The following is a 26,549-nucleotide window of genomic DNA, read 5'->3' on the forward strand; positions in this document are numbered from 1 at the left end:
CGGGTGTACGGGCGTCATGGGCGTACCGGCCGCAGCGTACTCTCCAGAACGCCCGCCCACTGCCGGATCACTCCGGAACGTCGGTGGCTGTCGTCGGTGAGCAGGTTGGCGAGGCCCAGTCCGCGGGCGAGGTCCAGCGTGGCCTGCACCGATTCGCGGACGCCGGGGCGGCTCTCGTCGGCGTCCAGGAACTCCACGGCGGCCCGGTGGGCCTCGCGGCCGACGTGTCCCTCCAGGGCGATGATCCGCTCACGCAGCGACTCCTCGGTGGCGGCGGCGGTCCACAGGTGCAGGGCGGCGCGGAACTGCGGGCCGGTGTAGAGGCGCACGATCATGTCGACGACGGCGCGGGTGCGGTCCGGTCCGGCGGCCGGCAGCTCGTCCGCGTGGGCGCGGACGGCGGCCAGCCGCTCGGCGGTGACGTGCTCGACGGCCGCGGTGACGAGGTCCTCGCGGGTCGGGAAGTGGTGCTGGGCCGCGCCCCGGGAGACCCCGGCCCGCTCGGCGACGACGGCGACGGTGGAGCCGTGCCAGCCGAGCTCGGCCAGGCAGTCCACGGCCGCCGCCAGCAGCCGGGCCCTGGTCGCTCGGCTGCGGTCCTGCTGCGGGGTGCGGGCGGCGGGGTGGCTGGTCATGGCGGCGGGCGGTTCCTGTTCCGGTCGGGGCGCGGCGGCTCCCGGTCGGGGCGCGGCAGGAAGATCCTCACAGACGGGCGCGGGTCCGCGGCCGCCGGGGCGCCCGGGGCCGGTCAGCGGACGGCGGTGCGGGCGGCCTCGCGGGCGCGCAGTTCGCGCCGGAGGATCTTGCCGGCCGCGGACTTGGGGACGGTGTCCACGAACTCCACGACGCGGACCTTCTTGTACGGGGCGACCTGCCCGGCGACGTACCCGGTGACCTCGTCCTCGGTGAGGGTGCTGCCGGGGGCGCGGACCACGAAGGCCTTGGGGCACTCGGTGCCCTCGGCGTCCCGGACGCCGATCACGGCGGCGTCGGTGATCTGCGGGTGGCCGAGCAGGACGGCCTCCAGCTCGGCGGGGGCGACCTGGTAGCCCTTGTACTTGATCAGTTCCTTGACCCGGTCGACGATGTGCAGGTAGCCGCGCCCGTCCACGAAGCCGACGTCGCCGGTGTGCAGCCAGCCCTCGGCGTCGACCACGGCGGCGGTCTCGCAGGGGCGGCCGAGGTAGCCCTTCATCACCTGGGGGCCGCGGATCAGCAGCTCGCCGCGCTCGTCGGGCCCGAGGTCGCCGTCGGAGCCGTCCAGGGCGGCGATCCGCAGCTCGGTGGAGGGGAGCATCCGGCCGACGGAGCCGGGCGAGGGGTCGCCCTCGCGCGGGGAGACGACGTGGGTGACCGGGGAGAGTTCGGTCATGCCGTAGCCCTGGAGCAGGTGCGGCAGGCCCAGGCGCCGGGCGCAGGCGTCGGCGAGTTCGCGGTCGAGCGGGGCGGCGGCGCACAGCAGGTACTCGACCGAGGAGAGGTCGTACTGGTCGACGATCGGGTGCCGGGCGAGCGCGATGGCGATCGGCGGGGCCACCACCAGGGCCTGCACCCGCTGCTCCTGGACGGTGCGGCAGAACTGCTCCAGGTCGAAGCGGGGCAGCACGACGACGGTGGCGCCGCAGCGCAGCGGCTGGTTGAGCAGCGCGGCCTGGCCGTAGATGTGGAAGAACGGCAGGACGGCGAGCACCCGTTCGCCCTCGGCGGGGTGGTAGAGGGCGTCGCACTGGGCGAGGTTGGTGGCGATCGAGCGGTGGGTGAGCATGACGCCCTTGGGCAGGCCGGTGGTGCCGCTGGAGTACGGCAGCACGGCGATGTCCTCGCCCGGGTCGACGGCGACCTCGGGGACGGGGGCGGTGGTGGTCAGCAGGTCGGTGAGCGAGCGGTGGCCCTCGGCGCCGTCCAGGACGACGATCTCGGCCAGCGGGCGGCCCTGTTCGGCGAGGAGTTCGGCGGCCGCACGGGCGGTCGGCAGGAAGGCGGAGACGGTGACCAGCCAGCGGGCGCCGCTGTCGCTCAGCTGGCCGGCGAGGTCGGTGGGCGTGGCGAAGGAGGAGACCGTGGTGATGGTGGCGCCGGCCCTGCTCGCGCCGTAGTAGGCGATCGGGTAGGCGGTCGAGTTGGGGCTGAAGAGGGCGACGACGTCACCGCGGCGGACGCCTGTGTCGGCCAGCCCGGCGGCCATCCGCTCGACGGTGATGGCGAGTTGGGCGTACGTGACGATGTCGCCGGTGACGCCGTCGATCAGGGCCGGGCGGTCGCCGTACCTCGCCGCGGCGCCGAGCACCGCTTCGTGGATCGGCAGGTCGACCACCGGAACGTCGGGGAACTCGCTGCGGAACACCAAGGTGAGCCTCCAGTAAGGAAGTTGACGTAGCAACAAAACCGGCGAGCAGTTCCGTGCGGGGCGCGTTCAGGAGCATACGGACAGTCGGGGGTCCGGCTCGGCCATTGTGGGGAACCCGTGCGGGACCTCGTGTGGCGCGGGTTGCTCCCGGGGGGCGCCCGACGCGGCGGTGTGCACCGTGGCCGTGCGCCCCTGGACCTCCCCCGACCACGGGCCGTCGCACCGGTCACCGGGACCGGTGCGCGGGTGTCCGCACGTCCGTTCGCGACGTCGGGGCTCAGTACGACTTGGGCAGCCCGAGGGTGTGCTGGGCCACGTAGTTGAGCACCATCTCCCGACTGACCGGGGCGACCCGGCCGACCCTGGTGGCGGCCAGCAGCGCGCCCAGCCCGTACTCCTGGGTCAGGCCGTTGCCGCCGAGGGTCTGCACGGCCTGGTCGACGGTCCGGGCGGCGGCCTCGCCGGCGGCGTACTTGGCCATGTTGGCGGCCTCCCCGGCGGCGAGGTCCTCGCCGGCGTCGTAGAGCAGCCCGGCCTTCTGGGTCATCAGCCGGGCCAGCTCGATCTCCACCGCGCACTGGGCCAGCGGGTGGGCCAGGCCCTGGTGGGCGCCGATCGGGGTGGACCAGACGGTGCGGGTCTTCGCGTACTCGACGGCCTTGCCGAGGGCCTGGCGGGCGAGGCCGAGCGAGAACGCGGCGGTGAGGACGCGCTCGGGGTTGAGGCCGGCGAACAGCTGGAGCAGGCCCGCGTTCTCGTCGCCGACCAGGGCGTCGGCGGGCAGTCGCACGTCGTCCAGGAAGACCTGGAACTGCTTCTCCGGGGCGACGAGCTCCATCGGGATCGCCCGGTACTCGAAGCCGGGGGTCTCGCGCGGAACGACGAACAGGCAGGGCTTCAGCTTGCCCGTCCGCGCGTCCTCGGTGCGGGCCACGAACAGCACCGCGTCGCAGTGGTCGATGCCGGAGACGAAGACCTTGCGGCCGGTCAGCAGCCAGTCCTCGCCGTCCCGGCGGGCGACGGTGGAGATCCGGTGCGTGTTGGAACCGGCGTCGGGTTCGGTGATGCCGAAGGCCATCCTGCGGCTGCCGTCGGACAGGCCGGGCAGCCAGCGGCGCTTCTGCTCCTCGGTGCCGTAGCGGGCGATCACGGTGCCGCAGATCGCCGGGGAGACGATGAGCAGCAGCAGCGGGCAGCCCGCGGTGCCGAGCTCCTCCAGGACGATGGCAAGGTCGGTGATGCCGCCGCCCCCGCCGCCGTACTCGGCGGGCAGGTTGACGCCGAGGTAGCCGGCCTTGCCGGCCTCCGCCCACAGTTCGTCGGCGGGCTCGCCGGCCCGGGCCTTGGCGAGGTAGTAGGCGGAGCCGTAGCGGCGGCCGAGGTCGCCGACGGCCCGGCGCAGGGCCTGGCGTTCGGGGGTCTCCAGGAGCTGACTGCCGATGGTGGACATGCGGGGTCCTTCCTCAGGCTTCGGTGGGCTGGACGACGGCCAGCAGGGTGCCGGTTTCGACCTGCCGGCCGGGGGCGGCGCGCAGTTCGACGAGGGTGCCGTCGGTCGGGGCGGCGATGCGGTGTTCCATCTTCATCGCCTCCAGCACCAGCAGCGGCTGGCCGGCGGTGACGGTGTCCCCGACGGCGGCGACGACCCGGGCGACGGTGCCGGGCATCGGGGCGAGCAGGGCGCCGGGGTCGGTGCGGACGGTGGGGTCGGGGAAGCGCGGCAGGGCGGTGAGCGCGGCGGAGCCGGCCGGGGTGTCGACGTGCACCCGGTCGCCGTACCGGGTGACGTGGTAGGTGCGGCGGAGCCCGTCCTCGGACAGCACGACCCGGTCCGGCGCGGCCTCGACCAGCTCGACGCCCGGGTGGTCCTCGGCCAGCAGGCCGGCCCGGGTGAGCCGGTAGCGGACGGCCGACTCGGTGCCGTCCTCGGCCCGGTAGCGCTTGAGCTGCGGCTGGGAGGGCAGGTTGCGCCAGCCGGAGGGCAGGGCGCCGCGGCGGCCGGCCGCGTCGGCGAGGGCGGCGGCCAGGGCGGCGCGGTCGGCGCCCTTGGTGTCCGGGGCGGTGAGCTCGGCGGTGTGCTCGGTCAGGAAGCCGGTGTGCAGCTCCGCGGCCAGGAACGCCGGGTGGCGCAGGGCGCGGACCAGCAGTTCCCGGTTGGTGGCGGGGCCGTGGACGCGGGCGCGGGCGAGCGCGTCGGCGAGCCGGCGGGCGGCGGCGGCACGGGTGGGCGCCCAGGCGATCACCTTGGCGAGCATCGCGTCGTAGTGCGGGGTGATCTCGCTGCCGGCCGCCACGCCGGAGTCCAGCCGCAGTCCGGTGCCCGCTCCGGCTCCGGCTCCGGCTCCGGTACCGGCTCCGGTACCGGTGAACTCCTGGTACGGGAGGGTCAGTTCGAGCCGGTGCAGGGTGCCGGTGGCGGGCTGCCAGTCCCTGGCCGGGTCCTCGGCGTAGAGCCGGGCCTCGATCGCGTGCCCGCGGGAGGCCGGAGGCTCGGGCGGCAGCGCGGCGCCCTCGGCGACGGCGAGTTGCAGGGCCACCAGGTCCAGTCCGGTGACGGCCTCGGTGACCGGGTGTTCGACCTGGAGCCGGGTGTTCATCTCCAGGAAGAAGAACCGGCCGTCCTCGGCGAGCAGGAACTCGGCGGTGCCGGCGCCGGTGTAGTCGATCGCCCGGGCCGCGGCGCGGGCCGCCGCGTGCAGTTCGGCGCGGACCCCGGCCGGCAGGCCGGGGGCCGGAGCCTCCTCGATCACCTTCTGGTGGCGCCGCTGGAGCGAGCAGTCGCGGTCGCCGACCGCCCAGACGGTGCCGTGGGCGTCGGCCAGCAGCTGGACCTCGACGTGGCGTCCGGCGGGCAGGTAGCGCTCGCAGAACACCTCGTCCGAGCCGAAGGCCCTGGCCGCCTCGGCCCGGGCGGCCGCCAGCGCGCCGGGGAGGTCGGCCAGGCTCCGCACCACGCGCATGCCACGCCCGCCGCCGCCCGCCGCGGCCTTGACCAGCAGCGGCAGGTCGGCCTCGGCGGGCTCGGTGAGCGCGCCCAGCACCGGCACCCCGGCCTCGGCCATCAGCCGCTTGGCGGCGGTCTTGGAGCCCATCGCGGCGATCGCGGCCGGCAGCGGGCCGACCCAGACCAGGCCGGCGTCGAGCACCGCCCGGGCGAACTCGGCGCTCTCGGAGAGGAATCCGTACCCGGGGTGGACGGCGTCGGCCCCGGCGGCGAGCGCGGCCCCGACGATCAGGTCGGCGCGCAGGTAGGTGTCGGCGGGCGCGGCGCCGGGCAGCCGGACGGCGGCGTCGGCCTCCCGCACGTGCGGGGCCCCGGCGTCCGGGTCGGAGTGGACGGCGGTGGTCGCGATACCGAGCTCCCGGCAGGTGCGGAAGACCCGGCGGGCGATCTCACCCCGGTTGGCGACCAGCAGGTTGGTGATCATTGTCTCGGGGGTCCTTTACAGGCGGAAGACGCCGTAGCCGTGCGCGCCCTCGACCGGCGCGTTGTGGATCGCGGACAGGCACAGGCCGAGCACCGTACGGGTGTCGCGCGGGTCGATCACGCCGTCGTCGTAGAGCCGGCCGGAGAGGAACACCGGCAGCGACTCGGCCTCGATCTGCTGCTCGACCATCGCCCGGATCGCCGCGTCCGCGTCCTCGTCGTACGGCTGCCCCTTCGCCGCGGCGGACTGCCGGGCGACGATCGACAGCACTCCGGCGAGCTGCTGCGGGCCCATCACCGCGGACTTGGCGCTCGGCCAGGCGAACAGGAAGCGCGGCTCGAAGGCGCGGCCGCACATGCCGTAGTGGCCGGCCCCGTAGGAGGCGCCCATCAGCACGGACAGGTGCGGGACCCTGGAGTTGGCGACGGCGTTGATCATCATCGCGCCGTGCTTGATGATGCCGCCCTGCTCGTAGTCCTTGCCGACCATGTAGCCGGTGGTGTTGTGCAGGAACAGCAGCGGCGTGTTCCGCTGGTTGGCCAGCTGGATGAACTGGGCGGCCTTCTGGGACTCCTGGCTGAACAGCACGCCCTGGGCGTTGGCCAGGACGCCGACCGGGTAGCCGTGGAGGCGGGCCCAGCCGGTGGCGAGGCTGCTGCCGTAGAGCGGCTTGAACTCGTCGAAGTCGGAGCCGTCGACGATCCGGGCGATCACCTCGCGCGGGTCGAAGGGCACCTTGAGGTCGCCCGGGACGATGCCGAGCAGCTCCTCCTCGGCGTACTTCGGCGGCTCGGCGGACGGGTCCGGGGCGGGGCCGGGCTTGCGGTGGTCCAGCCGGGCGACGATCCGGCGGGCGATCCGCAGGGCGTCCGCCTCGTCCACCGCGAAGTGGTCGGCCAGGCCGGAGACCCGGGCGTGCATCTCGGCGCCGCCGAGCGACTCGTCGTCGGCCTCCTCGCCGGTGGCCATCTTCACCAGCGGCGGGCCGCCGAGGAACACCTTGGCGCGCTCCTTGACCAGCACGGTGTGGTCGGACATGCCGGGCACGTAGGCGCCGCCGGCCGTCGAGTTGCCGAACACCACGGCCACGGTGGGGATCCCGGCGGCGGACAGCCGGGTGAGGTCACGGAAGAGGGCGCCGCCGGGGATGAAGATCTCCTTCTGGCTGGGCAGGTCGGCGCCGCCGGACTCGACCAGGTTGACCAGCGGGAGGCGGTTGTTCAGCGCGATCTCGTTGGCCCGCAGGGCCTTGCGCAGGGTCCACGGGTTGCTGGCGCCGCCGCGCACCGTCGGATCGTTGGCGGTGACCACGCACTCGACGCCCTCGATCACGCCGATGCCGGTGACCAGCGCCGCGCCCACCGGGTGGTCGCTCCCCCAGGCGGCCAGCGGGGACAGCTCCAGGAAGGGCGAGTCCGGGTCGAGCAGCAGCTCGATCCGCTCACGGGCCAGCAACTTGCCGCGCTTGCGGTGGCGTTCCACGTACTTGGGGCCGCCGCCGGCCAGCGCCTTGGCGTGCTCGGCGGCGAGCTCGGCGAGCCGGCCGACCATCGCGGCGCGGTGCTCGGCGCACTCGGGCCCGGCCGGGTCGACGCGGGTGGTCAGGACGGTCACAGCGGGGCCTCCGGGCTGTCCAGGAGCGTGGTCGGGATGTCGAGGTGACGGGAGCGCAGCCACTCCCCGAGGGCCTTGGCCTGCGGATCGAAGCGGTGCCGGGCGGCGACGCCCTCGCCGAGCAGTCCCGTGAGGGTGAAGTTGACCGCGCGCAGGTTCGGCAGCACGTGCCGGGTGACGGTCAACTCCGATGCCTCGGGGAGGAGTTCGCGCAGCTTCTCGACGGTGAGGGCGTGCGCCAGCCAGCGCCAGCCGTCCGCGGAACGGGCCCAGACGCCGAGGTTGGCGTCCCCGCCCTTGTCGCCGCTGCGGGCGCCGGCCACCAGGCCGATCGGGGCCCGCCGGGTCGGGCCGGCCGGCAGCGGCTCGGGCAGCTCGCCCTCCACCGGGCGGGCCTGCCCGGTGACGGGCGGCGGCGGTACGGCGATCCGGCGGCCGTCCGGCAGGACGGCGGTGTGTTCGACGGCCTTGGCGTCGACGTACGCGGCGCTGAACACCCCGTACGGCGCACCCGGCCCCGGCGGGGCGGTGAGGTGGAAGCCCGGGTAGCCGGACAGCCCCAACTCCACGGCCGCCTTGCCTAGTTCACGCCCGACCTTGGCCGGGTCCGGGTCCCGGGCGGCCAGCCGGAGCAGCGCGGAGGCGGCCTCCTCGGTCGGGGCGTCCGGGTGGTCGGTGCGGGCCAGCGTCCAGCGCAGTTCGGCGGGGCGGGCGGCGGGCGACAGGGCGTCGTCGAACTGCCGGCGGACGAGTGCGGCCTTGGCCTCGATGTCCAGGCCGGTGAGGACGAACACCACCTCGTTGAGGTGGCCGCCGAGCCGGTTGAGGCCCGCCTTCAGGGTCGGCGGCGGGGCCTCGCCGCGCACGCCGTCGATCCGGACCCGGTCCGGGCCCTGCCCGGTGAGCCGCACGGTGTCCAGCCGGGCCGTGACGTCGGGGCCGAGGTAGTGCGATCCGCCGGTCTCGTAGAGGAGTTGGGCGGTGACGGTGCCGGTGGTGACGGCGCCGCCGGTGCCCGGGTGCTTGGTGATCACGCTGGAGCCGTCGGCGTGCAGCTCGGCGAGCGGGAAGCCGGGGCGGGTGACGTCGTGCTCGTGGAAGAAGGCGTAGTTGCCGCCGGTCGCCTGGGCGCCGCACTCCAGGACGTGCCCGGCCACCACGGCGCCGGCCAGGGCGTCCAGGTCCTGCGGGGTCCAGCCGAAATGGGCGATCCCGGGGCCGACGACCAGCGCCGCGTCCGTCACCCGGCCGGTCACCACCACGTCGGCGCCGCCGGCCAGACAGGCCGCGACGCCGAACCCGCCGAGGTAGGCGTTGGCGGCCAACAGGCCCTCGGGCAGGCCCAGTTCTGCGCGGCGCGGGAGCAGGTCGTCACCCTCGACATGGGCGACGGCCGCCTCGACGCCGAGCCGCCGGGCCAGCGCGCGCAACTCCTCGGCGAGCCGGGCCGGGTTGAGGCCGCCCGCGTTGACCACGATCCTCACGCCGCGGTCCCGGGCCAGGCCGAGGCACTCCTCCATCTGGCGCAGGAAGGTCCTGGCGTAGCCGAGCGACGGGTCCTTCAAGCGGTCCCGGGCGAGGATGAGCATGGTCAGCTCGGCCAGATAGTCCCCGGTGAGCACGTCCAGCGGCCCCCCGGTGAGCATCTCCCGCACCGCCGCGAAGCGGTCCCCGTAGAACCCCGAGGCGTTGCCGATCCGCAGTACCGTGCCGTCGCGCGCCAATGCGCCTCCCCTGCCGGTGAGTTGGGCGCACCCTCGGGCGGGCGGCGCCGACCAGCAGCGTGGCACCGCCCCGAGAAAAAAGCAATCATGCTTGCTTGTTTTTCCGACATCGGCTTCTCGGGGCATCCGGCGAACAGTGCGTGGTGCTTCTGACCTATCTGCGGGCGGCTCCGGACTTCGCCGTGGTGGGAGCCGGTCCCGCACCCCGACTCGCTCCGGACGGCTTGCCGGAATCCGTTCCACGGGATGATCATCTGGCGGGTTCGTGGGACCACGAGCGCGGCCAGGGGCGCGACGCAGAACGGCCGGCTCGCTCTGTACGGAGAGCGAGCCGGCCTGCGGTTGCCCGGCTGTCGATGTACTCGTCTCTGATCGTGCGGAGGTCGTGAGTTCGAGCCCTGACCGGGTAGCCGATCGGCTTGGTGACGCCCCGCGGCCGCCTCGCGGGTTTGAGCCCGGTGCCGGGACCGACGAACCTGGCGACGAGCCGTGTCCTACCGGTTCGAGGCGCGGCCAACCGCCCCCGCTACGTCCTACTTCTCCTCCGGCTCCCAGGCGCGGAGCAGGTCGAGCAGCCCTGCGTCTCCGTCAACGTGCAAGGAGTCGGCCTTGATCCGGTCGTACAGGTAGAGGACCAGCTCACTGGCCGTGCCATGGACGGCGGCGCGGCTGCGTCCGAGTCCTCACCGGTCGCGGCGGTGGGCGCGGGGATGCGGGTGACGCGTGCGCCGTCGCCGTCGACCGTGAGGCGCCAGGAGCGGCCCTCCGCGGCGTGGAAGTCGAAGGCCGTGGGCTTGTGCGGCCAGGCACTCGGCGTCGCGCAGACGGTGAACAGGAACTCCTCCACACCGTCGAGTGCCAACTCGACCGGCAGCGGCTGCGGGGCGCCCCCGCTGAGCTCGGCGTCGTACGTGTGCACCGCGGTCTCCTGGACCCGGTGCCGGGCGACACCACCGGACGTCTGCGGCGACTGCGACGCGGGCCACCACGTCCAGCAACCGCTCCCCGGTCCCGCCTCGCGCAGGTCGCTCAGCAGAAGCTGCGTCGACGCGTCCAGCCAGGCCAGCAGGGCCTCACGCTCCCGCGGCAGTTCCAGAGCGGCGCGCGCGACGGCGGCCTCGGCCGGGGGGGCCCGTCGGCAGGCCCCGCGCCGACGATGGCGGCCCAGAAACGGTCTCCCCCACCCAGGTGCTTCACCAGATCGAACAACGTCCACCCGGGGCAGGTCGGCACCTGTGCGTCGAGACCGGGCGCGGCGGCGACCGCGGCGCGGAAGGCGGTCGACCGTTCATCGATCAGTCGCAGCAGGTCAGGGAACTCAAGATTCTTTTCCACGCCGGATGTCTATCCCCGTGCTCCAGGCGACCGCACGCGGATCTTCACAGCCGACGCGGCGGGCGCACGGCACGGCCCGCGAAAAACGGGTTGCTCGCGGGCCGTGGCCTCGATCATGATCGCCCGCATGGACCTGTAACGGCTGCCACGTAGCAAAGCCAACCTGTCGCGCGGTTGACCCCGGAGCCTGACGACTCGGCCCCGAGGCGATGACTCGCGCCCTCGTGTGCATCCGTCATATCCCAGGAGCCGCAGCCTCGCCTGCGAGAGTTCCTGGTCAGTCCTGAAAGCAACCACATCCATGAATACCGACCGCAAGGCCCTGTGGGCCGTGCGTGAGTCCGCGCTGCCCACCGTCGTACGCCCCTGCCCGGACTGCTCCGGCAGCCGGCACCGCCCCTCGGGCAAGATCCGTGTCAACGCGAGCGGCAAACTCCTCGACGTCTGGCTTCTCCTGAGCTGTGCGGGGTGCGACCGGACCTCGAAGGTGCCCGTCCACGAGCGCGCCCACGTCTCCTCACTGGAGCCCGCTCGCCTGGTGGCGTACGAGAACAACGACCCAGCCGTGGTACGGGAGCTGACGATGAGTGCGTCGCTGGCCGCGAAGAACGGATACCGCCTCGACTGGACCGGTACGTGGGAGGTGGAGACCCGCACGCCCCTCTACGCACTCGACGACCCGGCACCGCTCAAGGTCCTGGTCAGCTTCGAGCTGCCCGCGCCGGTCCGGGTCGAACGACTGCTCATGCTCGGGCTCGGTCTGAGCCGCAGTAGGGTACGACGCATGGTCGGGGACGGGCGTATCCACCTGCCGCTGGCCCTGGACGCCAAGGCGCATCGTGACTTCGAGCTCACCATCCACGGTCTCGGTTCCGTCGATGCCGCGAAGCACTCGAAGCTCCTCGGCGCTCCGACCGACGTGCGCTCCGACCTGAGCCGCGTCGGGTTGCGCGACACGCCGCAGCACGTGCCGCGATCGGCGGCGGGAGCGTAGGAGCGGGGCAGCAGGGCCTTCCGGACAGCCTGTTGGCGTAGACAACCTTCGAGCTGCCAGGAGGCCCTGCTCTGTGCGGCACCAGCCACAGTCACCCGATCGGGGCTCACGAACCGGTGGACAGCCGGGCTCCGGACCGGCGACCCCTGGCCGGGCGGGAGGCCCGGCGGCCCTTCCGGCAACTTGCCGCACAGTTGCCGCCGACGGGGCCCGCGAGCCGTAAACCGGCAGGTCGGACGGCCACAGGGGGTGTGTGGGCCACAACCATTGACCCGGAGTCAGCGGTTCCGAAAGGATGCGCCACCATGACTACGCGCGTAAACCTTCTGTCAAGACGGCTGATCGCCCCGCTCCGGCTGGCGGCCCTGCTGTCGCTGCTGGTGTCGGTCGGGGTGTTCTTCGCCGGCGCCGGCGAGGCCCAGGCGGCGCCCTCCTGCGCGGTGCTCTCCACCGGCGCGGCCTCGCAGGCCGACGCCGCCGTCCGCTCCGCCTGCGGCCTGATAGGCACCCCGTACTCGTGGGGCGGCGGCCACGGCTCCCAGCCCGGCCCGACGTACGGCCTCTGCGACTCGGCCAACGGCGCGCCCAACGACTGCAACGTCCGCGGCCTGGACTGCTCCGGCATGGTCCGCTACGCGTACTACCTGGCCGTCGGCACGGACGTCATCAACGGCACCACGCGGACCCAGTGGCCGACCTCGCGGGCCGTCGCCCGCTACTACAAGTCGGACGGGACCGCACCGCTGCTCCCCGGCGACCTGGTGTACTTCGGCAACACCGCCTCCACCATCCACCACGTCGCGATGTACCTCGGACAGGGCTGGATCGTCGAGGCCCCGTACTCCGGCGGCTACGTCCGGGTGGTGGCGCTCTCCTCGCACAGCGACTACTACGGCGCCATCCGCCTGTACGGCCCCGGCAACTCCACCCCGACCACCCCGCCCACCACGCCGCCCCCGTCGAACGGCGGCCAGTACTGGGTGGACACCAACGCCAACGCTCCGGTGTACGGCTCCCCGACCTCCACCACCAGCACGGGCACCCTCTACCAGGGCACCAACTACGTCTACTGCAAGGCCTGGGGCCGCGAGGTCTCCAACGGCAGCGCCTACAACCACTGGTGGATGAAGACCGACCCGGACGTGGGCCCCGGCGGCCAGTGGGTGTCCGCGTACTACCTCTCCCGGTGGGGCAACGACGTCGCCAAGGACAACAACGGCACGACCATCCCGACCTGCGCCGGCGGCGGCGCCCCGCCCGCCACCGGGAAGTACTGGGTGGACACCTTCACCAGCGCGAGCGTCTACGCCTCGCCGACCTCCACCAACGCCACCGGGACGCTGAACCAGGGGACGAACTACGTCTACTGCAAGGCCTGGGGCCGCGAGGTGTCGAACGGCAGCAGCTACAACCACTGGTGGCTGAAGACGGACGCGGACGGCGGCCCGGCCGGCCAGTGGGTGTCCGCGTACTACCTGTCGCGCTGGGGCAGCGACACGGCCAAGGACAACAACGGCACGACCATCCCCGACTGCTAGGAGCGGGCCGACCGTGCCGGCCGCGGCCACCGACGAGGTGGTGCGGCCGGCACGGTCGCGTCTTCCCGGGGCGCCCGCGCGTGACCGGCCAGGGCCCGCGCCGACCGATCAGGCCCCGCCCCGCCGATCAGGCCCCGCCCCGACCGGCCAGGGCCCGCGCCGACCGATCAGGATTCGAGAAGCGCCCGACCGGGGTGCGCGCCTAGCGTTGCAGTCATGAGCGACATCACCATTCACTGGACCTTCCTCCCGCACACCGACCCCGAGGCCTCCCTCGCCTTCTACCGCGACCTGCTCGGCTTCGAGGTGCGCAGCGACATCGGCGGCGGCCCGATGCGCTGGATCACCGTCGGCCCCGCCGGCCAGCCCGACGTCTCCCTGGTGCTGGAGCCGGCGTCCGCCGACCCGGGCCGCACCGAGGAGGAGCGGCGGACCGTCACCGAGATGATGGCCAAGGGCACCTTCGCCCGGATCGTCCTGGGCACCCGCGACCTGGACGGCGTCTACGACCGGCTGAAGTCCGGCGGCGCCGAGCTGGTCCAGGAGCCGACCCGGCAGCCGTACGGCGTCCGCGACTGCGCGTTCCGCGACCCGGCGGGCAACATGGTCCGCTTCAACGAGCTGGGCTGACCCCCGCCGGTACCCGTACCCTTCAGGACACCCACGGACCACCGAGAGCCAGGGAGCGAAGACAACGATGCCCAACCGGACGGACGCGCGGCCGCACGTCGCCGACAGCCACGACCTGATCCGCGTGCACGGCGCACGCGAGAACAACCTCAAGGACGTCAGCGTCGACATCCCCAAGCGCCGGCTGACGGTGTTCACCGGGGTGTCCGGCTCGGGCAAGAGCTCCCTGGTCTTCGACACCGTCGCCGCCGAGTCCCAGCGGCTGATCAACGAGACCTACAGCGCGTTCGTCCAGGGCTTCATGCCCACCCTGGCCCGCCCCGAGGTCGACGTCCTGGAGGGCCTGACCACCGCGATCATCGTCGACCAGCAGCGGATGGGCGCCGACCCGCGCTCCACCGTCGGCACCGCCACCGACGCCAACGCGATGCTGCGCATCCTGTTCAGCCGCCTCGGCACCCCGCACATCGGCTCCCCCAAGGCCTTCTCCTTCAACGTCCCCTCGATCAGCGGCGCCGGCGCCGTCACCGTCGAACGCGCAGGCAAGACGGTCAAGGAGCGGCGCAGCTTCAGCATCACCGGCGGCATGTGCCCGCGCTGCGAGGGCCGCGGCACCGTCTCGGACATCGACCTCACCCAGCTGTACGACGACGGCAAGTCGATCTCCGAGGGCGCGTTCACCATCCCCGGCTGGAAGACGGACAGCTGGTGGACGGTCGGCGTCTACGCCAACTCGGGCTTCCTCGACCCGGACAAGCCCATCCGCGAGTTCACCGAGCAGGAGCTGCAGGACTTCCTGTACCGGGAGCCGACCAAGGTCAAGGTCAACGGCGTCAACCTCACCTACGAGGGCCTGATCCCCAAGATCCAGAAATCCATGCTGTCCAAGGACAAGGACGCGCTGCAGCCGCACATCCGGGCCTTCGTGGAGCGGGCCGTGACCTTCACCGCCTGCCCCGACTGCGAGGGCACCCGGCTCAGCGCGGCGGCCCGCTCCTCGAGGATCGCGGGCATCAGCATCGCCGACGCCTGCGCGATGCAGATCAGCGACCTCGCCGCCTGGGTCCGCGACCTCCAGGAGCCCTCGGTGGCGCCGCTGCTCGGCACGCTCCGGCAGACCCTCGACTCCTTCGTGGAGATCGGCCTCGGCTACCTCTCGCTCGACCGCCCCTCCGGCACCCTGTCCGGCGGCGAGGCGCAGCGGGTCAAGATGATCCGCCACCTCGGCTCCTCGCTCACCGACACCACGTACGTCTTCGACGAGCCCACCACCGGCCTGCACCCGCACGACATCGACCGGATGAACCGGCTGCTGCTGCGCCTGCGGGACAAGGGCAACACGGTGCTGGTGGTGGAGCACAAGCCGCAGACCATCGCGATCGCCGACCACGTGGTCGACCTCGGCCCAGGGGCCGGTACGGCCGGCGGCACGGTCTGCTACGAGGGCGACGTGGCGGGGCTGCGCACCAGCGGCACGGCGACCGGCCGCCACCTGGCCGACCGTACGGCGCTGCGGGACACCGTGCGCAAGCCCACCGGCACGCTGGAGATCCGCGGCGCGAACACCCACAACCTGCGGGACGTGGACGTGGACGTCCCGCTCGGGGTGCTCACGGTGGTGACCGGGGTGGCGGGGTCGGGCAAGAGCTCGCTGATCCACGGCTCGATCCGGGCAGAGGAAGGCGTGGTCTCCGTCGACCAGGGCGCGATCAAGGGTTCCCGGCGCAGCAACCCGGCCACGTACACCGGGCTGCTGGAGCCGATCCGCAAGGCCTTCGCCAAGGCCAACGGCGTGAAACCGGCCCTGTTCAGCGCCAACTCCGAGGGCGCCTGCCCGACCTGCAACGGCGCCGGGGTGGTCTACACCGACCTGGCGATGATGGCCGGGGTGGCCACCACCTGCGAGGACTGCGAGGGCAAGCGGTACCAGCCCGCGGTGCTGGACTACCACCTGGGCGGGCGGGACATCGCCGAGGTGCTGGCGATGTCGGTGACGGAGGCGGAGGAGTTCTTCGGCTCGGGCGAGACGAAGCTCCCGGCCGCGCACCGCGTCCTGGAGCGGCTCGCCGACGTCGGGCTCGGCTACCTGAGCCTCGGCCAGCCGCTCACCACGCTCTCCGGCGGCGAGCGGCAGCGGCTCAGGCTGGCCACTCACATGGCGGACAAGGGCGGTGTCTACGTCCTCGACGAGCCGACCACCGGGCTGCACCTGGCCGACGTCGAGCAGCTGCTCGGGCTGCTGGACCGGCTGGTCGAGTCCGGCAAGTCGGTCATCGTGATCGAGCACCACCCGGCGGTGATGGCGCACGCCGACTGGATCATCGACCTCGGCCCGGGCGCCGGCCACGACGGCGGGCTGGTGGTCTTCGAGGGCACGCCGGCCGAGCTGGTCGCGGCCCGCTCCACGCTGACCGGCGAGGCGCTGGCCGACTACCTGGGCTGAGTCGTCCTGCCTCGGCCGGGCCGTCCTACCCCGGCTGAGCCGTCCTAGCTGAGCCGGGCCGTCCTACCCCGGCTGAGCCGTCCTAGCTGAGCCGGGCCGTCCTACCCCGGCTGAGCCGTCCTAGCTGGGCCGGGCCGCCGCGGCCGGGTCGAGCGGGAGGGCCATCTCCAGGATCCGCGCCGAGGCGTCCAGGACGTACGGGGTGTCCTCCCCCGTGTAGGCGAACCCGCGCCGCAGATAGAAGGCGGCGGCGCGGGGGTTCGCCTCGTGCACCCCGAGCAGCATCCGCCCGGCGCCCCGGACCCGGGCCCAGGCGAGTACCGCGTCCAGCAGGGCGTCGGCGACGCCGCGCCCGCGGCCGCGGTGTGCCGGGTCCACCCAGACGCCGATCAGGTCGAGCGCGCCGACCTGCGCCCGGTTCGGGGCGGACAGCATGGTGCCGACCCACTCCCCCGCGGCGTCCACGGCGACCAGGCCGAGCCGCTCGGGCTCGTTGAGCCAGCCGCACCGGGCCTGCCACTCGCCCTCGCCGTGGTGGCTCGCGTGCTCGTGGGTCTCGCCGAACGCCAGGGGCGTGTCGAGGAGTTGGGCCAGCCGGACCTTCCGCAGGCGCTGCCAGTCGCCCCGCCCGATCCGCTCGATCCGGTACTCCATGCTCTCCCCCGTCACACGACACCGCCTCCGCCGCCGGTGATCACCGGCGGCGGAGGCAGGATAGCCGCGAGAGGAACCGTGGGAGGAACCACGGGTGAAACCGCGGGTGGAGCTACGGGTGGGACTACGGCTTGATGCGGACCACCTGCGGGTCGTGGTCGCTGGCCTGCTGGGCGAACTCGGCGTTGATGTGCACCACGTCGTACTTGGCGTAACCGACTTCGGGGCTGACCAGGATGTGGTCCAGCACCTGCGAGTTGCCCTGGTAGACGTACGAGTACTGCTCGGTCTCCGGCAGCTCGTTCACCAGGTCGCGCAGCACGCCGCCCTTGGTGAGCGCGGCGAGCGCGGGCGAGAACTGGTAGTCGTTGAAGTCACCGAGGGAGACGACCTTGGCCTCCTTGTCGGCGGCCAGCAGCTGGGCGACGAAGGCCTGCTCGACGGTGGCCTGCTTGATCCGCTGCACCTCGGAGCTGCGGGTCGGCTGCTGGAAGCGGCTGTCGATGCCCTGGTCGCCGCCCTTGCTGTTGAAGTGGTTGGCGATGACGAAGACCTTCTTGCCACGGAAGGAGAACTGGCCGACCAGCGGCTTGCGGCTGTTGGTCCAGGCCTCGTCGTTCGGCTCGATCCGGCCGGGCGAGGCGGTCAGCGCGGTGCTCGCGCCGGTGCCGGTCACGCCGACGGCGGTGGTGGCGGTGCCGCCGGGGATGTCGGTGAAGGACACCCGCTGCGGGTTGAACAGGAAGACCTGGCGGATGTTGCCGCCGGGCTCGCCGCCGTCCTTGCCGTCCTGCGGGTCGACCGAGCGCCAGTCGTAGGCCGGGCCGCCGGCCGCCTTGATCGCGGCGACGAACTTGGCGACGGTCTGGCTCGCGTCCACGGTGCCGTCGTTCTTGGCGCCGTTGTTGTCCTGGATCTCCTCCAGGGCGACGATGTCGGGCGAGCGCAGGTTGGTGACGACGCCCTGGGCCAGCTCGGCGAACTTGGCGTCCGGGTTGCCCGGGGCCAGGTTCTCCACGTTGTAGGTGGCGAGGGTGAGTTCGCGGTCGGTCGCCTGGGCGGTGACCTCGCGCTGGAGGTGGTTGTCCTTCAGCGTGCCCATGGTGCCGGCGACCAGGGTGTAGCCGCCGAAGTTGTTGTAGTCCAGCGGGCCGGTGGTGGCGCCGGTCAGCTCGTCGCCGACGTTGGCCACCGGGAAGGGCTGCTGGGAGACGGCGGCCTGCTGCTGGATCATCAGGCGGCCGACGTTGGGCTCGCGGTAGGACTCGTACAGCACGCCGCCGCGCTTGCTGCGCTGGTCCTGCTTGTCGGCGGCGACCCACAGCTCGTTGTACTTGTCGGTCGCCTGGATCACCCGGACGTCCTTGACCTGGACGAGCATGCCCTCCAGGGACTCGTAGAAGTCCAGGGTGTACTTCTCCGGGTCGAGCTTCACGCCGTCGATGGAGCCGTCCGCACCGGCCGGCGGGGCATAGGTGCCGGGGATGTTGCGGGTGTCCACGACGACCGGGGCGGGCAGCGGGTTGCCGGCCGACAGGACGGTGATGCCCGGGGCGGAGATCTCGGTGAGGGACTGCGAGCCGCCGCCGAGGTTCGGGTAGTACTCGGTGACCTTGCCGCTCACCAGCACCGAGTCGCCGACCTTCACGGTCGGGTTGCCGCCGGTGAAGACGAAGACTCCCTCGCTGGTGGCCGGGTCGGCGTCCGGGTTCGGGTCCTGGATCCAGAAGCCCTTGGAGCTGCCGTACGCGCGCACGCCGGTGACGATGCCGGGCACGCCGGTGACCGGCTTGCCCGCCTGCGGGGATATCCGGGTGTTGCCCTGGATGTCGTGGATCCGCAGCGGGCCGACCTCGGTCGGGGCGGGGGTCGCGGTGGAGGCGGCGGTGGCCACCGGCAGCGGGACGAGCACCAGCGAAGCGGCCAGCGACGCCGGGATCAGGGCGGCGCGCAGCAGGGCTCTGCGGGGGCGGGGTGCGGGGGCGGTGGTCACCGGGGCAGGACTCCTAGCTCCGCCGTGCGGCACTGGTGTGGCACGGCGGTCCGGGCGGAGGCGCGCTTCGAGCGCGCGCTGCTCGCATGGGGAAGAAGCGGAGGACGGACTCCCGCCCCCCGCGGCGCCCCTCAAGATACGCGCGTAGAAAATGCCCCGACAAGACCCTGCCGGTGAACTGTCGGTTCCACCGGGGTGACGTGACGCACGGTCAGTCCGAGCCCCTCACAGCCCGCTCCCAGCGGACTCCCAGGAAGCCTCGATCCGCTCGACGACCAGCTCGCACAGCTCGTGGGTGCGCAGCGCGTCGTGGGCGTCCAGGGTCTGCCCGGCGCGGACGGCCGCCAGGAAGGCCAGCACGCACTGCTCGATGCCGCGCTGACGGGCCACCGGCACCCAGTCGCCGCGGCGGCGGACGGTCGGCTGGCCGCGGTGGTCGATCACCTCGGCCAGGTTGCGCACCTCGCGCTTGGAGTCGCCGCCGGAGACCTCCAGCACCTCCTCGGTGGAGCCGGAGACCCGGTTCATGATGCCGAGCGCGGTGAACCCCGCCCCGCCGAGGGTGAGCACCACGTGCTCGACCAGCCCGTCCCGGGTGCGGGCCCGGACGTCCACGTGCTCGATCTCGCCGGGGGCCAGGAAGCGCAGCAGGTCCACGACGTGGATGAAGTCGTCGTACACCAGGGTGCGGGCGGCCTCGGCCAGGCCCTCGCGGTTCTTCTGGAGGACGATCAGGTCGCGCGGGCGCTCCCTGGCCTGGACGTAGCCGGGCGCGTGGCGGCGGTTGAAGCCGACCATCAGCGAGCGGCCGGTGCGGTCGGCGAGGTCGACCAGCCGGCGGGCGCCGTCCAGGGTGTAGTCGAGCGGCTTGTCGACGTAGACGTCCACCCCGGCGGTGAGCAGCTGCTCGACGATCGGGACGTGCTGGTCGGTGGCGGCGTGCACGAAGGCGGCGCGGATGCCGCCGTCGATCAGCGCGCCGAGGTCGGTGAAGCGGTGCTCGGGGGCGATCCGGTGGGCCTCGCCGAGCCGGTCCAGCTTGGCCGCGTCCCGGGTCATCAGCCGCAGGTCGAGGCCGGGCAGCGCGGTGAGCACCGGCAGGTAGGCCTTCTGCGCGATGTCGCCGAGGCCGATCACCCCGACCGGGAGCCGGGTCTCGGGTGCGGCGGTCGAACTCATGAGGGCTCCTGTGGTGCGCGGTCGTCGGCCGCCCCCACCCTATGGGGCGGGTCGGGCGGAGGCTCGCCCGGCCTCCGGCGGCGGGTCAGGCCGCCAGCAGGGCCTCGGCGATGCCCCGGGCCCGCCAGGCGGCGTCCGGGGTGCCCTCGCGCAGGGCGGTGACGATGGCGCCGTCCATCAGGAGCGCGAACTGCCGCGCCCGCTCCCCGGGTTCGGGGACGTCCGCGCCCCGCATCAGCTGCTCGACCAGCTCGATGACGCGGCTCTTGTGCAGGGCCGCCATCCGGCGGGCCGGGCTGGCCGGGTCGGCGAGCTCGGTCATCGTGTTGATCGCGACGCAGCCGCGGAAGTCCTGCGCCGCGAAGCGTTCGGCCAGCGCGTCGAAGACGTACAGCGGGTGGCCGCCGTGGGCCGCGACCCGTTCGGTGAGCCACTCCCGCCACCGGAGGTCGCGGCCTTCCAGGACCGCCGTCACCAGCGCCTCCTTGCCGGCGAAGTGCCGGTAGAAGGAGGCCCGGCCCACGCCGGACTCGGAGAGGATGCGCTCCACCCCGACCGCGCGGATCCCGTGGGCGTAGAAGAGGGACTCGGCCGTGCTCAGCAGGCGCGCCCTCGCGTTGACTGCCATGCGGCAGATCCTAACCACCCCCGACGCCGAACGGCACCGATCGGTACCGTCCTGAGGTCGGTGCCGTCCTGCGGTCGGTACGCGCCCGGCGGGCTCACCCGCCCGCGGCGGCCGCCTCGGCGAGGGAGTCCAGCACCGGCCGCACCAGCGGATGCCCGTCCGCGCCCGCCCGGACGGCGGCGAAGACCCTGCGGGTGGCGAGCTCGCTGTCCACCGGGCGCACCGCGACCTCGCAGAGGTCCACACCGCGCAGTGCCGAGCGCGGCACCAGCGCCACCCCGAGGCCCGCCGAGGCGAGCGCGACCACGGCCCGGAAGTCGTCCGAGGAGTGCAGCAGCCGGGGCTGGAACCCGGCGTGCTCGCAGGCCAGCAGCACCACGTCGTGGCAGGGGTTGCCCGGGTACGGCCCGATCCACGGCTCGTCGGCGAGCGCGGCGACGGCCAGCGGTCCCGACTCGGCGGCCAGCCGGTGGCCGAGCGGCAGCACGGCCTCGAAGGGCTCGGCGTACAGCGGCACCCTGGTCAGCCGGGCGTCGTCGGCGCGCGGCGCGCCCCGGTACTCGACGGCCACCGCGAGGTCGGCCCGGCCGTCCAGCACCATCGGCAGGCTGGCGTCCCCCTCGGCGTCCAGCACCTTGAGCCGCACCCCGGGCGCGCGCTCGGCGAGCAGGCCGACGGCCGGGGAGAGCACGGAGGCGATGGCGGTCGCGAAGGAGGCGACGGTGACCTCCCCGGAGACGCCCGCGCTGTACGCGGCGAGGTCGGCCTCGGCGCGCTCCAGCTGGGCGAGCACCACGTCGGCGTGGCCGAGCAGGATCTCCCCGGCGGCGGTCAGCCGCACGCCCCGGCCCTCCCGGGCGAGCAGGTGGTGGCCGGTCTCCTGCTCCAGGGCGGCCAGCTGCTGGGAGACCGCGGAGGGGGTCAGGTAGAGGGCGGCCGCCGCGGCGGTCACGGTGCGGTGGTCCGCCACGGCCCGCAGGGTCCGCAGCCGTCGTGCGTCGATCACGCACCAATTCTGCCAGCGCGGCGCGGCACGCCGGACCGGCCGGAGCTGCGGCGGCAGTGCCCGGAGCAGCGGTTTCGGCCGGAGGCGGCACGGGAGGCGCATTTCCGGACGAGATCGCTCCAGGTCGTTGACCGACCATCCGTACGGCGCTTGGCTCGTACCGACCGGGCCACGGGGGGCCGAGGGCCCGGGGCCGTCATCTGGGGAGGATGATCGATGACCACCGCACGCACCCGCCGCCGACTGGCCCGCACCGCCGCCGTCCTGGTGGCCGCCGCCGTGGCCGGGGCCGCGATGCCCGCCGCCGAGGCCCGGCCGCCCAAGAGCGACACCGCCAGGGTCAGCGAGGGTGCCAAGGGCGAGGCGCTGAACGGGCCCTCGTTCGCACTCGGTCTGAGCGGCGACGGCCGCTACGCGCTGTTCTCCTCCTCGGCGACCGACCTGCTGCCCGGCGGCGCCGGGGCGGTGGGCGACGTCTACGTCCGGGACCTGCGCAACGGCCACACCGAGCGGATCAGCGTCGCCCCCGACGGCTCCGCGCTGGACGCGGGCACCAACGACGCGGCGATCAGCGGCGACGGCCGGTACGTGGTGTTCAGCAGCTACGCCGGCAACGTGGTGGCCGGCCAGCCGAAGCACCCCACCGACGTCTTCGTCCGCGACCGCCGGACCGGACGCACCGAGCTGGTCACCACCGGCGACGGCAGCTCCGGCGCGGGCGACGACCAGAGCGGCCGCAACGCCTTCGACGCCGGCATCAGTGCCGACGGCCGCTACGTGGTCTACTCCTCCGACCGCACCGACCTCGCCCCCGGCGTGCGCCGCGGCAAGTTCAACGTCTTCGTCACCGACCGCCGGACCCACACCACCCGGTTGGTCTCCACCGGGGCGGACGGCACCCCGGCCGACAACAACTCCTCCCGCCCGACGATCAGCGCCGACGGCACCGTCATCGGCTTCAACTCACGGGCCGGCAACCTCCTCCCGGCCGACCGGACCCCGCCCGCGGCCGCTGCGCCCGCCGCCGAGGCCCCGCAGGCCCCGCAGGCCCCGCGGAGCGCCGGCGCCCAGGCCGAGCTGGCCGGGATCCGCGCCTACCCGTACTACGTCTGGGACGCCCGCACCGGGAAGATCGCCGGCGCCAGCTACGACGCGGCCGGCGAGCTCGTCGGCACCGGCAGCGACGGGCGGATCAGCCCCTCCGGCCGCTACGCGCTCTACACGGTCTACGAGGAGGGCGGCCGGCCCGGTTCGCACGGCCGCCACCAGGACGTCCACGTCCGCGAGCTGGCCACCGGCCGCACCACCAAGGTCGACCGGCCGCTGTCCGGCAGCACCCTCGAATCGTCCTACAACCCCGTGATGTCGCTGGGCGACCGCTGGGTGTACTTCACCTCCGAGGTCACCGACCTGGTCCCCGACGACACCAACGGGCAGGCCGACATCTTCCGCACCGACCTGCGCACCGGACTCACCGAGCGGGTCCCCCTCACCCAGGACGGCTCGCAGAGCACCACCTCCGCCTTCTTCCCGCAGGTCGACGACGACGACACGACGCTGCTGTTCAGCGCCGAGGACGGCAACCTGGCGCCCGTCGTCGACAGCGCCACCACCGACGTCTTCCGGCGCCGCCTGTGACGGCCTGACTCCCCTGCGGGATACGCCTGTTGACGTATTTCCCGACGGGATCACCCACGGCCGTTGACCACCGGCCCTCCCGACGGTTGGCTCTGCGGAAGCCCGCCGCCGGGAGGGAGCGCGGCCGGGCGACCCCAGGGGAGGACGATCCATGACCACCGCACGCACCCGCCGATGGCTGGCCCGCACCGCCGCCGTCCTGGCGGCCACCGCCGTGGCCGGCGCCGCGATGCCCGCCGCCGAGGCCAAGCCGCCCAAGGGCGACACCGCCAAGGTCAGCGAGGGCCCCAAGGGCGAGCAGCTCAACGGCCCCTCGTCCGCGCTCGGGCTCAGCGAGGACGGCCGCTCCGCGCTCTTCACGTCCGCCGCGACCGACCTGCTGCCCGTGGCCGGCACCCCGAACTCCGACGAGATCTACGTGCGGAACCTGCGCAACGGGCACATCGAGCGGGCCAGCGTCGCCGACGACGGCTCCCCGCTGAACGCCCCCACCACCGAGGCCTCGATCAGCGGCGACAGCCGCTACGTGGCGTTCAGCACCACCGCCACCAACGTGGTGCCCGGCCAGGTGCAGCACGCCAGCGACGTCTTCGTCCGCGACCGCTGGACCGGCCACACCGAACTGGTCACCGCCGCCGCCCTGCCGAGCACCGACGACCAGAGCCGCTACGGGGCCCTCAGCCCCAGCATCAGCCGGGACGGCCGCTACGTCGCCTACGTCTCCAACCGCAGCGACCTCGCCCCGGGCGTCCTGCGGCGCGGCAAGAACAACGTCTACATCACCGACCGCTGGACCCACACCAGTCGGCTGGTCACCGTCGGCGCGGACGGCGAGGGCGCGAACAACAACTCCTTCGAGCCGACGATCAGCGCGGACGGCTCCACGGTCGGCTTCACCTCCCGGGCCGGCAACCTGCTCCCGGAACCGCCGGACCCGGCCGGCAACCCCACCACCGACCCGGCGACCGACCCGACCGCCGACGCCGAGTCCGCACCCGACGGCGGGGCACCCGGCCTGACCGGGCCCCGCTACTACCGCTACTACGTCTGGAACGCCGCCACCGGCATCGTCGGCGGCAGCCTGGACGACACCGGGGAGCTGATCGGCTCCCGGGACGGCCGGATCAGCCCGGACGGCCGCTACGCGGTCTACAGCCTCCCGATCTTCATCGGCGGCTTCCCCGGCCCGGCCCACGGCATCCGGATGGACGTGTACGTCCACGAGCTGGCCACCGGCAAGGTCACCAAGGTCAACACCGACCTGCCGGGCACCAGCACGAAGTGGTCGTCCTTCGGCGGCGTCATGACGTTCGACGACCGCTGGGTCTACTTCGCCTCCGGCGCCGAGACCCTCGTCCCCGGCGACACCAACGACAGCACCGACGTGTTCCGCCGCGACCTGAGGACCGGCCTGATCGAACGGGTCAGCCTCACCCGGGACGGCGAGCAGACCACCGGCGCCTCCTCCTACAGCCCGGCCGTGGACGCCGCCGGGAACACGGTGATCTTCACCGCCGTCGGCGGCAACCTGGTGCCGGGGAACACCGGCGACCGGCAGGACGTCTACCTGCGCCACCTGTGACGTCCTGACTCCCGTTCCGCATACGTCCGTTGACGTATTTTCCGCCGACATCAACCGAGGACGTTGACCCTTCGGCCCTCCCGACGATTGGCTCTGCGAAAGCCCGTCGCCGGGAGGGAGCCCGGCCGGGCGATCGCTGGGGAGGAACAACCTCATGACACGTACCACCCGCAACCGGTGGTCGGCGGGCGGCGGCGTGCTGGCCGCCGCCGCCGTACTGGCCGTCACCGCCGCGCCCGCCCAGGCCGCCCCGCCGCCACGTGGCACCGCACAGGTCAGCACCGGGGTCGACGGCACCGCGCCCGACAACGGGTCCTCGGCCCAGGGCCTCAGCGCCGACGGCCGCTACGCGCTGTTCACGTCCCGGGCCACGAACCTGCTGCCCCAGCCCCCGGTGGGCTGGAGCAACGCCTACGTGAAGGACCTGCGCACCGGCCGCGTCGAACAGGTCAACCTGTCCGACTCGGGTGCGGCGCCGAGCGGCTCGACCGACCAGGCCGGGATCAGCGCCGACGGCCGCTACGTCGTCTTCGAGAGCGAAGGCGAGAACGTGGCGCCCGGCGCGCAGGTCAAGGACCGCACCGAGGTGTACATCAGGGACCGCAGGACCGGCCGCACCGAGCTGGTCAGCAGCAGCCCCACCAACACCGACAAGGACAAGTACCACTACTCGTACAACGCGCAGGTCAGCGGGAACGGCCGGTACGTGGTCTACGTGTCCTCGCGCAACGACCTGGACCCGACCGTCGTGGAGCCGGAGCCCACCACCGGCCCCTCGCTCGCCAGGCCGTACACCTGGAAGATCAACGTCTACCTCACCGACCGCTGGACCCACACCACCCGCCTGGTCTCCCACGACGTGAACGGCAGGCCGGGCGAGCTCACGTCCTTCCGCCCGACGATCAGCGCGGACGGCCGCACCATCGGCTTCGGCTCCATCTCCGCCCTGCTGCCGCCCGAGCAGACCCCCGACCTCGCCGCCGCGGCCGCCGCGGCCGCCGACGTCGAGCTCACCCCGGGCGCCGCCGAGGCCGCGCGCCACAGCGCCCCGCGGAACGTGGCGCAGCCGCTCGCGTCCAACCCGACCTCCGCCGTCTACTACACCTACGACGTCCGCTCCGGGACGATCACGCCGGTGAGCGTGGGCCTCGACGGCGCGATCGGCCACTCCAGCTTCGAGGCGACGATCAGCCCCGACGGGCGGCACGCGATCTACACCCTGCCCGAGCCCGGCGGCTCGACCGGCGGCCACCGGTACCACACCGTGCTGCACGTCCGGGACCTGCGCACGGGTGTCGTGACGAAGGTCAGCGGCGGCCTGCCCGGCACCAGTTCGGTCGGCTCCTCCGACCACGGCTCGATCACCGCCGACAACCGCTGGCTGTACTTCGAGTCCGCCGCCGACAACCTGGTCCCCGGCCCGCAGCACCCGGGCTGGGACGTCTACCGCCAGGACCTGCGCACCGGCCGCACCGAGCGGGTCGCCACCGCGCCGGACGGCTCGTTCGGCAACGGCGCGTCGAACCAGCCGTTCGTGTCGGCCGCCGGCACCACCGTGGTGTTCGACTCGACCGGCGGCAACCTGGTCGCCGGCAGCAACGGCCCGGCGGGCGAGCACTACCAGGTGTTCGCCAAGCCCACCGGGCTCCACCGGGGCGACGGCGACGACCAGGGCGAGGACGGCGACGAGCGGTAACCCGCCCCCGGAGGAACCGCGACGGGGGCGGGACGTCGGCCGGGCCGGCGTCCCGCCCCCGCAGCGGGAGGGTGGGGCAGGTGGTTCTGGGCCGTGCGGTGGAGGCGAATCGATTCGCCT

At 73.3% G+C, this 26,549-nt stretch carries 18 protein-coding genes and 1 pseudogene; 7 read left to right on the plus strand and 12 right to left on the minus strand.

Going from position 1 to position 26,549, the window contains the following annotated elements; all coding sequences use genetic code 11:
* Nucleotides 1-14: 14 nt before the first annotated feature.
* From ACGF0D_RS00455 to ACGF0D_RS00485, 7 genes and pseudogenes are all read right to left on the minus strand, one after another.
* Nucleotides 15-635, minus strand: coding sequence for a TetR/AcrR family transcriptional regulator (locus ACGF0D_RS00455; protein ID WP_392871252.1), 621 nt, complete (start codon nucleotides 633-635; stop codon nucleotides 15-17).
* Nucleotides 636-748: 113 nt separating this feature from the next.
* On the minus strand, nucleotides 749-2,347 hold the full coding sequence (locus tag ACGF0D_RS00460) for a 4-coumarate--CoA ligase family protein (protein WP_392871249.1): 1,599 nt from the start codon (nucleotides 2,345-2,347) through the stop codon (nucleotides 749-751).
* Nucleotides 2,348-2,624: 277 nt separating this feature from the next.
* Nucleotides 2,625-3,797 carry an acyl-CoA dehydrogenase family protein gene (locus ACGF0D_RS00465; RefSeq protein WP_392871246.1) on the minus strand — a complete coding sequence of 391 codons (1,173 nt, stop codon included), beginning with the start codon at nucleotides 3,795-3,797 and terminating at the stop codon, nucleotides 2,625-2,627.
* Nucleotides 3,798-3,810: 13 nt separating this feature from the next.
* Nucleotides 3,811-5,775, minus strand: coding sequence for an acetyl/propionyl/methylcrotonyl-CoA carboxylase subunit alpha (locus ACGF0D_RS00470; RefSeq protein ID WP_392913275.1), 1,965 nt, complete (start codon nucleotides 5,773-5,775; stop codon nucleotides 3,811-3,813).
* 15 nt (nucleotides 5,776-5,790) lie between these two features.
* On the minus strand, nucleotides 5,791-7,389 hold the full coding sequence (locus tag ACGF0D_RS00475; protein WP_392913277.1) for an acyl-CoA carboxylase subunit beta: 1,599 nt from the start codon (nucleotides 7,387-7,389) through the stop codon (nucleotides 5,791-5,793).
* On the minus strand, nucleotides 7,386-9,113 hold the full coding sequence (locus ACGF0D_RS00480) for an acyclic terpene utilization AtuA family protein (RefSeq protein ID WP_392913279.1): 1,728 nt from the start codon (nucleotides 9,111-9,113) through the stop codon (nucleotides 7,386-7,388). Before ACGF0D_RS00480 ends, ACGF0D_RS00475 begins: the two co-directional genes overlap by 4 nt.
* Nucleotides 9,114-9,646: 533 nt before the next feature.
* Nucleotides 9,647-10,448: pseudogene (locus tag ACGF0D_RS00485) on the minus strand (maleylpyruvate isomerase family mycothiol-dependent enzyme).
* 301 nt (nucleotides 10,449-10,749) lie between these two features.
* On the opposite strand from ACGF0D_RS00485, the gene ACGF0D_RS00490 reads away from it, so the two are divergent.
* The 4 genes from ACGF0D_RS00490 to ACGF0D_RS00505 all read left to right on the plus strand — a co-directional run bounded on the left by ACGF0D_RS00490 (nucleotide 10,750) and on the right by ACGF0D_RS00505 (nucleotide 16,053).
* A complete protein-coding gene (locus ACGF0D_RS00490) occupies nucleotides 10,750-11,442 on the plus strand; it encodes a DUF1062 domain-containing protein (protein ID WP_392913281.1) in 693 nt (230 codons plus the stop codon).
* A 305-nt stretch (nucleotides 11,443-11,747) separates the two neighbouring features.
* Nucleotides 11,748-12,980 carry a C40 family peptidase gene (locus ACGF0D_RS00495; RefSeq protein ID WP_392913283.1) on the plus strand — a complete coding sequence of 411 codons (1,233 nt, stop codon included), beginning with the start codon at nucleotides 11,748-11,750 and terminating at the stop codon, nucleotides 12,978-12,980.
* Between the two features lie 216 nt (nucleotides 12,981-13,196).
* Nucleotides 13,197-13,610 carry a VOC family protein gene (locus tag ACGF0D_RS00500; protein ID WP_392913285.1) on the plus strand — a complete coding sequence of 138 codons (414 nt, stop codon included), beginning with the start codon at nucleotides 13,197-13,199 and terminating at the stop codon, nucleotides 13,608-13,610.
* Between the two features lie 67 nt (nucleotides 13,611-13,677).
* On the plus strand, nucleotides 13,678-16,053 hold the full coding sequence (locus ACGF0D_RS00505; RefSeq protein ID WP_392913286.1) for an ATP-binding cassette domain-containing protein: 2,376 nt from the start codon (nucleotides 13,678-13,680) through the stop codon (nucleotides 16,051-16,053).
* A 120-nt stretch (nucleotides 16,054-16,173) separates the two neighbouring features.
* Here the strand turns inward: ACGF0D_RS00505 and ACGF0D_RS00510 are convergent, their stop codons facing one another.
* The 5 genes from ACGF0D_RS00510 to ACGF0D_RS00530 form a co-directional block, all read right to left on the minus strand.
* Nucleotides 16,174-16,722, minus strand: coding sequence for a GNAT family N-acetyltransferase (locus ACGF0D_RS00510; protein ID WP_392913288.1), 549 nt, complete (start codon nucleotides 16,720-16,722; stop codon nucleotides 16,174-16,176).
* A gap of 109 nt (nucleotides 16,723-16,831) precedes the next feature.
* Entirely contained in the window at nucleotides 16,832-18,700 is a 1,869-nt protein-coding gene (locus ACGF0D_RS00515) for an endonuclease/exonuclease/phosphatase family protein (protein WP_392913290.1), read from the minus strand.
* Between the two features lie 225 nt (nucleotides 18,701-18,925).
* Complete coding sequence (locus ACGF0D_RS00520) at nucleotides 18,926-19,879, minus strand: Gfo/Idh/MocA family protein (protein ID WP_392871210.1); 954 nt, start codon at nucleotides 19,877-19,879, stop codon at nucleotides 18,926-18,928.
* A gap of 85 nt (nucleotides 19,880-19,964) precedes the next feature.
* Nucleotides 19,965-20,507, minus strand: coding sequence for a TetR/AcrR family transcriptional regulator (locus ACGF0D_RS00525; protein WP_392871207.1), 543 nt, complete (start codon nucleotides 20,505-20,507; stop codon nucleotides 19,965-19,967).
* A gap of 94 nt (nucleotides 20,508-20,601) precedes the next feature.
* The gene (locus ACGF0D_RS00530) at nucleotides 20,602-21,513 is read right to left on the minus strand and encodes a LysR family transcriptional regulator (RefSeq protein WP_392871204.1); all 912 of its coding nucleotides are present in this window, start codon (nucleotides 21,511-21,513) and stop codon (nucleotides 20,602-20,604) included.
* 216 nt (nucleotides 21,514-21,729) lie between these two features.
* Between ACGF0D_RS00530 and ACGF0D_RS00535 the strand changes: the two genes are divergently transcribed.
* The 3 genes from ACGF0D_RS00535 (at nucleotide 21,730) to ACGF0D_RS00545 (ending at nucleotide 26,429) form a co-directional block, all read left to right on the plus strand.
* Nucleotides 21,730-23,151 (plus strand): hypothetical protein, encoded by a 1,422-nt coding sequence (locus ACGF0D_RS00535; protein WP_392913292.1) that lies wholly within the window; start codon nucleotides 21,730-21,732, stop codon nucleotides 23,149-23,151.
* 151 nt (nucleotides 23,152-23,302) lie between these two features.
* Nucleotides 23,303-24,733, plus strand: coding sequence for a hypothetical protein (locus ACGF0D_RS00540; protein WP_392913294.1), 1,431 nt, complete (start codon nucleotides 23,303-23,305; stop codon nucleotides 24,731-24,733).
* A 154-nt stretch (nucleotides 24,734-24,887) separates the two neighbouring features.
* Nucleotides 24,888-26,429: a TolB family protein gene (locus ACGF0D_RS00545; RefSeq protein WP_392913296.1), complete on the plus strand. Its 1,542-nt coding sequence runs from the start codon at nucleotides 24,888-24,890 to the stop codon at nucleotides 26,427-26,429.
* The last annotated feature ends 120 nt before the right edge of the window (nucleotides 26,430-26,549 follow it).

This window comes from Kitasatospora sp. NPDC048298, from assembly GCF_043201465.1.
Lineage (GTDB): Bacteria > Actinomycetota > Actinomycetes > Streptomycetales > Streptomycetaceae > Kitasatospora.

What these genes read in the sequence shown, in the direction of transcription:
- ACGF0D_RS00455 (WP_392871252.1), bottom strand. Translation starts at nt 635, where the DNA reads ATGACCAGCCACCCCGCCGCCCGCACCCCGCAGCAGGACCGCAGCCGA.
- ACGF0D_RS00465 (WP_392871246.1), bottom strand. Translation starts at nt 3,797, where the DNA reads ATGTCCACCATCGGCAGTCAGCTCCTGGAGACCCCCGAACGCCAGGCC.
- ACGF0D_RS00470 (WP_392913275.1), bottom strand. Translation starts at nt 5,775, where the DNA reads ATGATCACCAACCTGCTGGTCGCCAACCGGGGTGAGATCGCCCGCCGG.
- ACGF0D_RS00490 (WP_392913281.1), top strand. Translation starts at nt 10,750, where the DNA reads ATGAATACCGACCGCAAGGCCCTGTGGGCCGTGCGTGAGTCCGCGCTG.
- ACGF0D_RS00495 (WP_392913283.1), top strand. Translation starts at nt 11,748, where the DNA reads ATGACTACGCGCGTAAACCTTCTGTCAAGACGGCTGATCGCCCCGCTC.
- ACGF0D_RS00500 (WP_392913285.1), top strand. Translation starts at nt 13,197, where the DNA reads ATGAGCGACATCACCATTCACTGGACCTTCCTCCCGCACACCGACCCC.
- ACGF0D_RS00505 (WP_392913286.1), top strand. Translation starts at nt 13,678, where the DNA reads ATGCCCAACCGGACGGACGCGCGGCCGCACGTCGCCGACAGCCACGAC.
- ACGF0D_RS00520 (WP_392871210.1), bottom strand. Translation starts at nt 19,879, where the DNA reads ATGAGTTCGACCGCCGCACCCGAGACCCGGCTCCCGGTCGGGGTGATC.
- ACGF0D_RS00525 (WP_392871207.1), bottom strand. Translation starts at nt 20,507, where the DNA reads ATGGCAGTCAACGCGAGGGCGCGCCTGCTGAGCACGGCCGAGTCCCTC.
- ACGF0D_RS00535 (WP_392913292.1), top strand. Translation starts at nt 21,730, where the DNA reads ATGACCACCGCACGCACCCGCCGCCGACTGGCCCGCACCGCCGCCGTC.
- ACGF0D_RS00540 (WP_392913294.1), top strand. Translation starts at nt 23,303, where the DNA reads ATGACCACCGCACGCACCCGCCGATGGCTGGCCCGCACCGCCGCCGTC.
- ACGF0D_RS00545 (WP_392913296.1), top strand. Translation starts at nt 24,888, where the DNA reads ATGACACGTACCACCCGCAACCGGTGGTCGGCGGGCGGCGGCGTGCTG.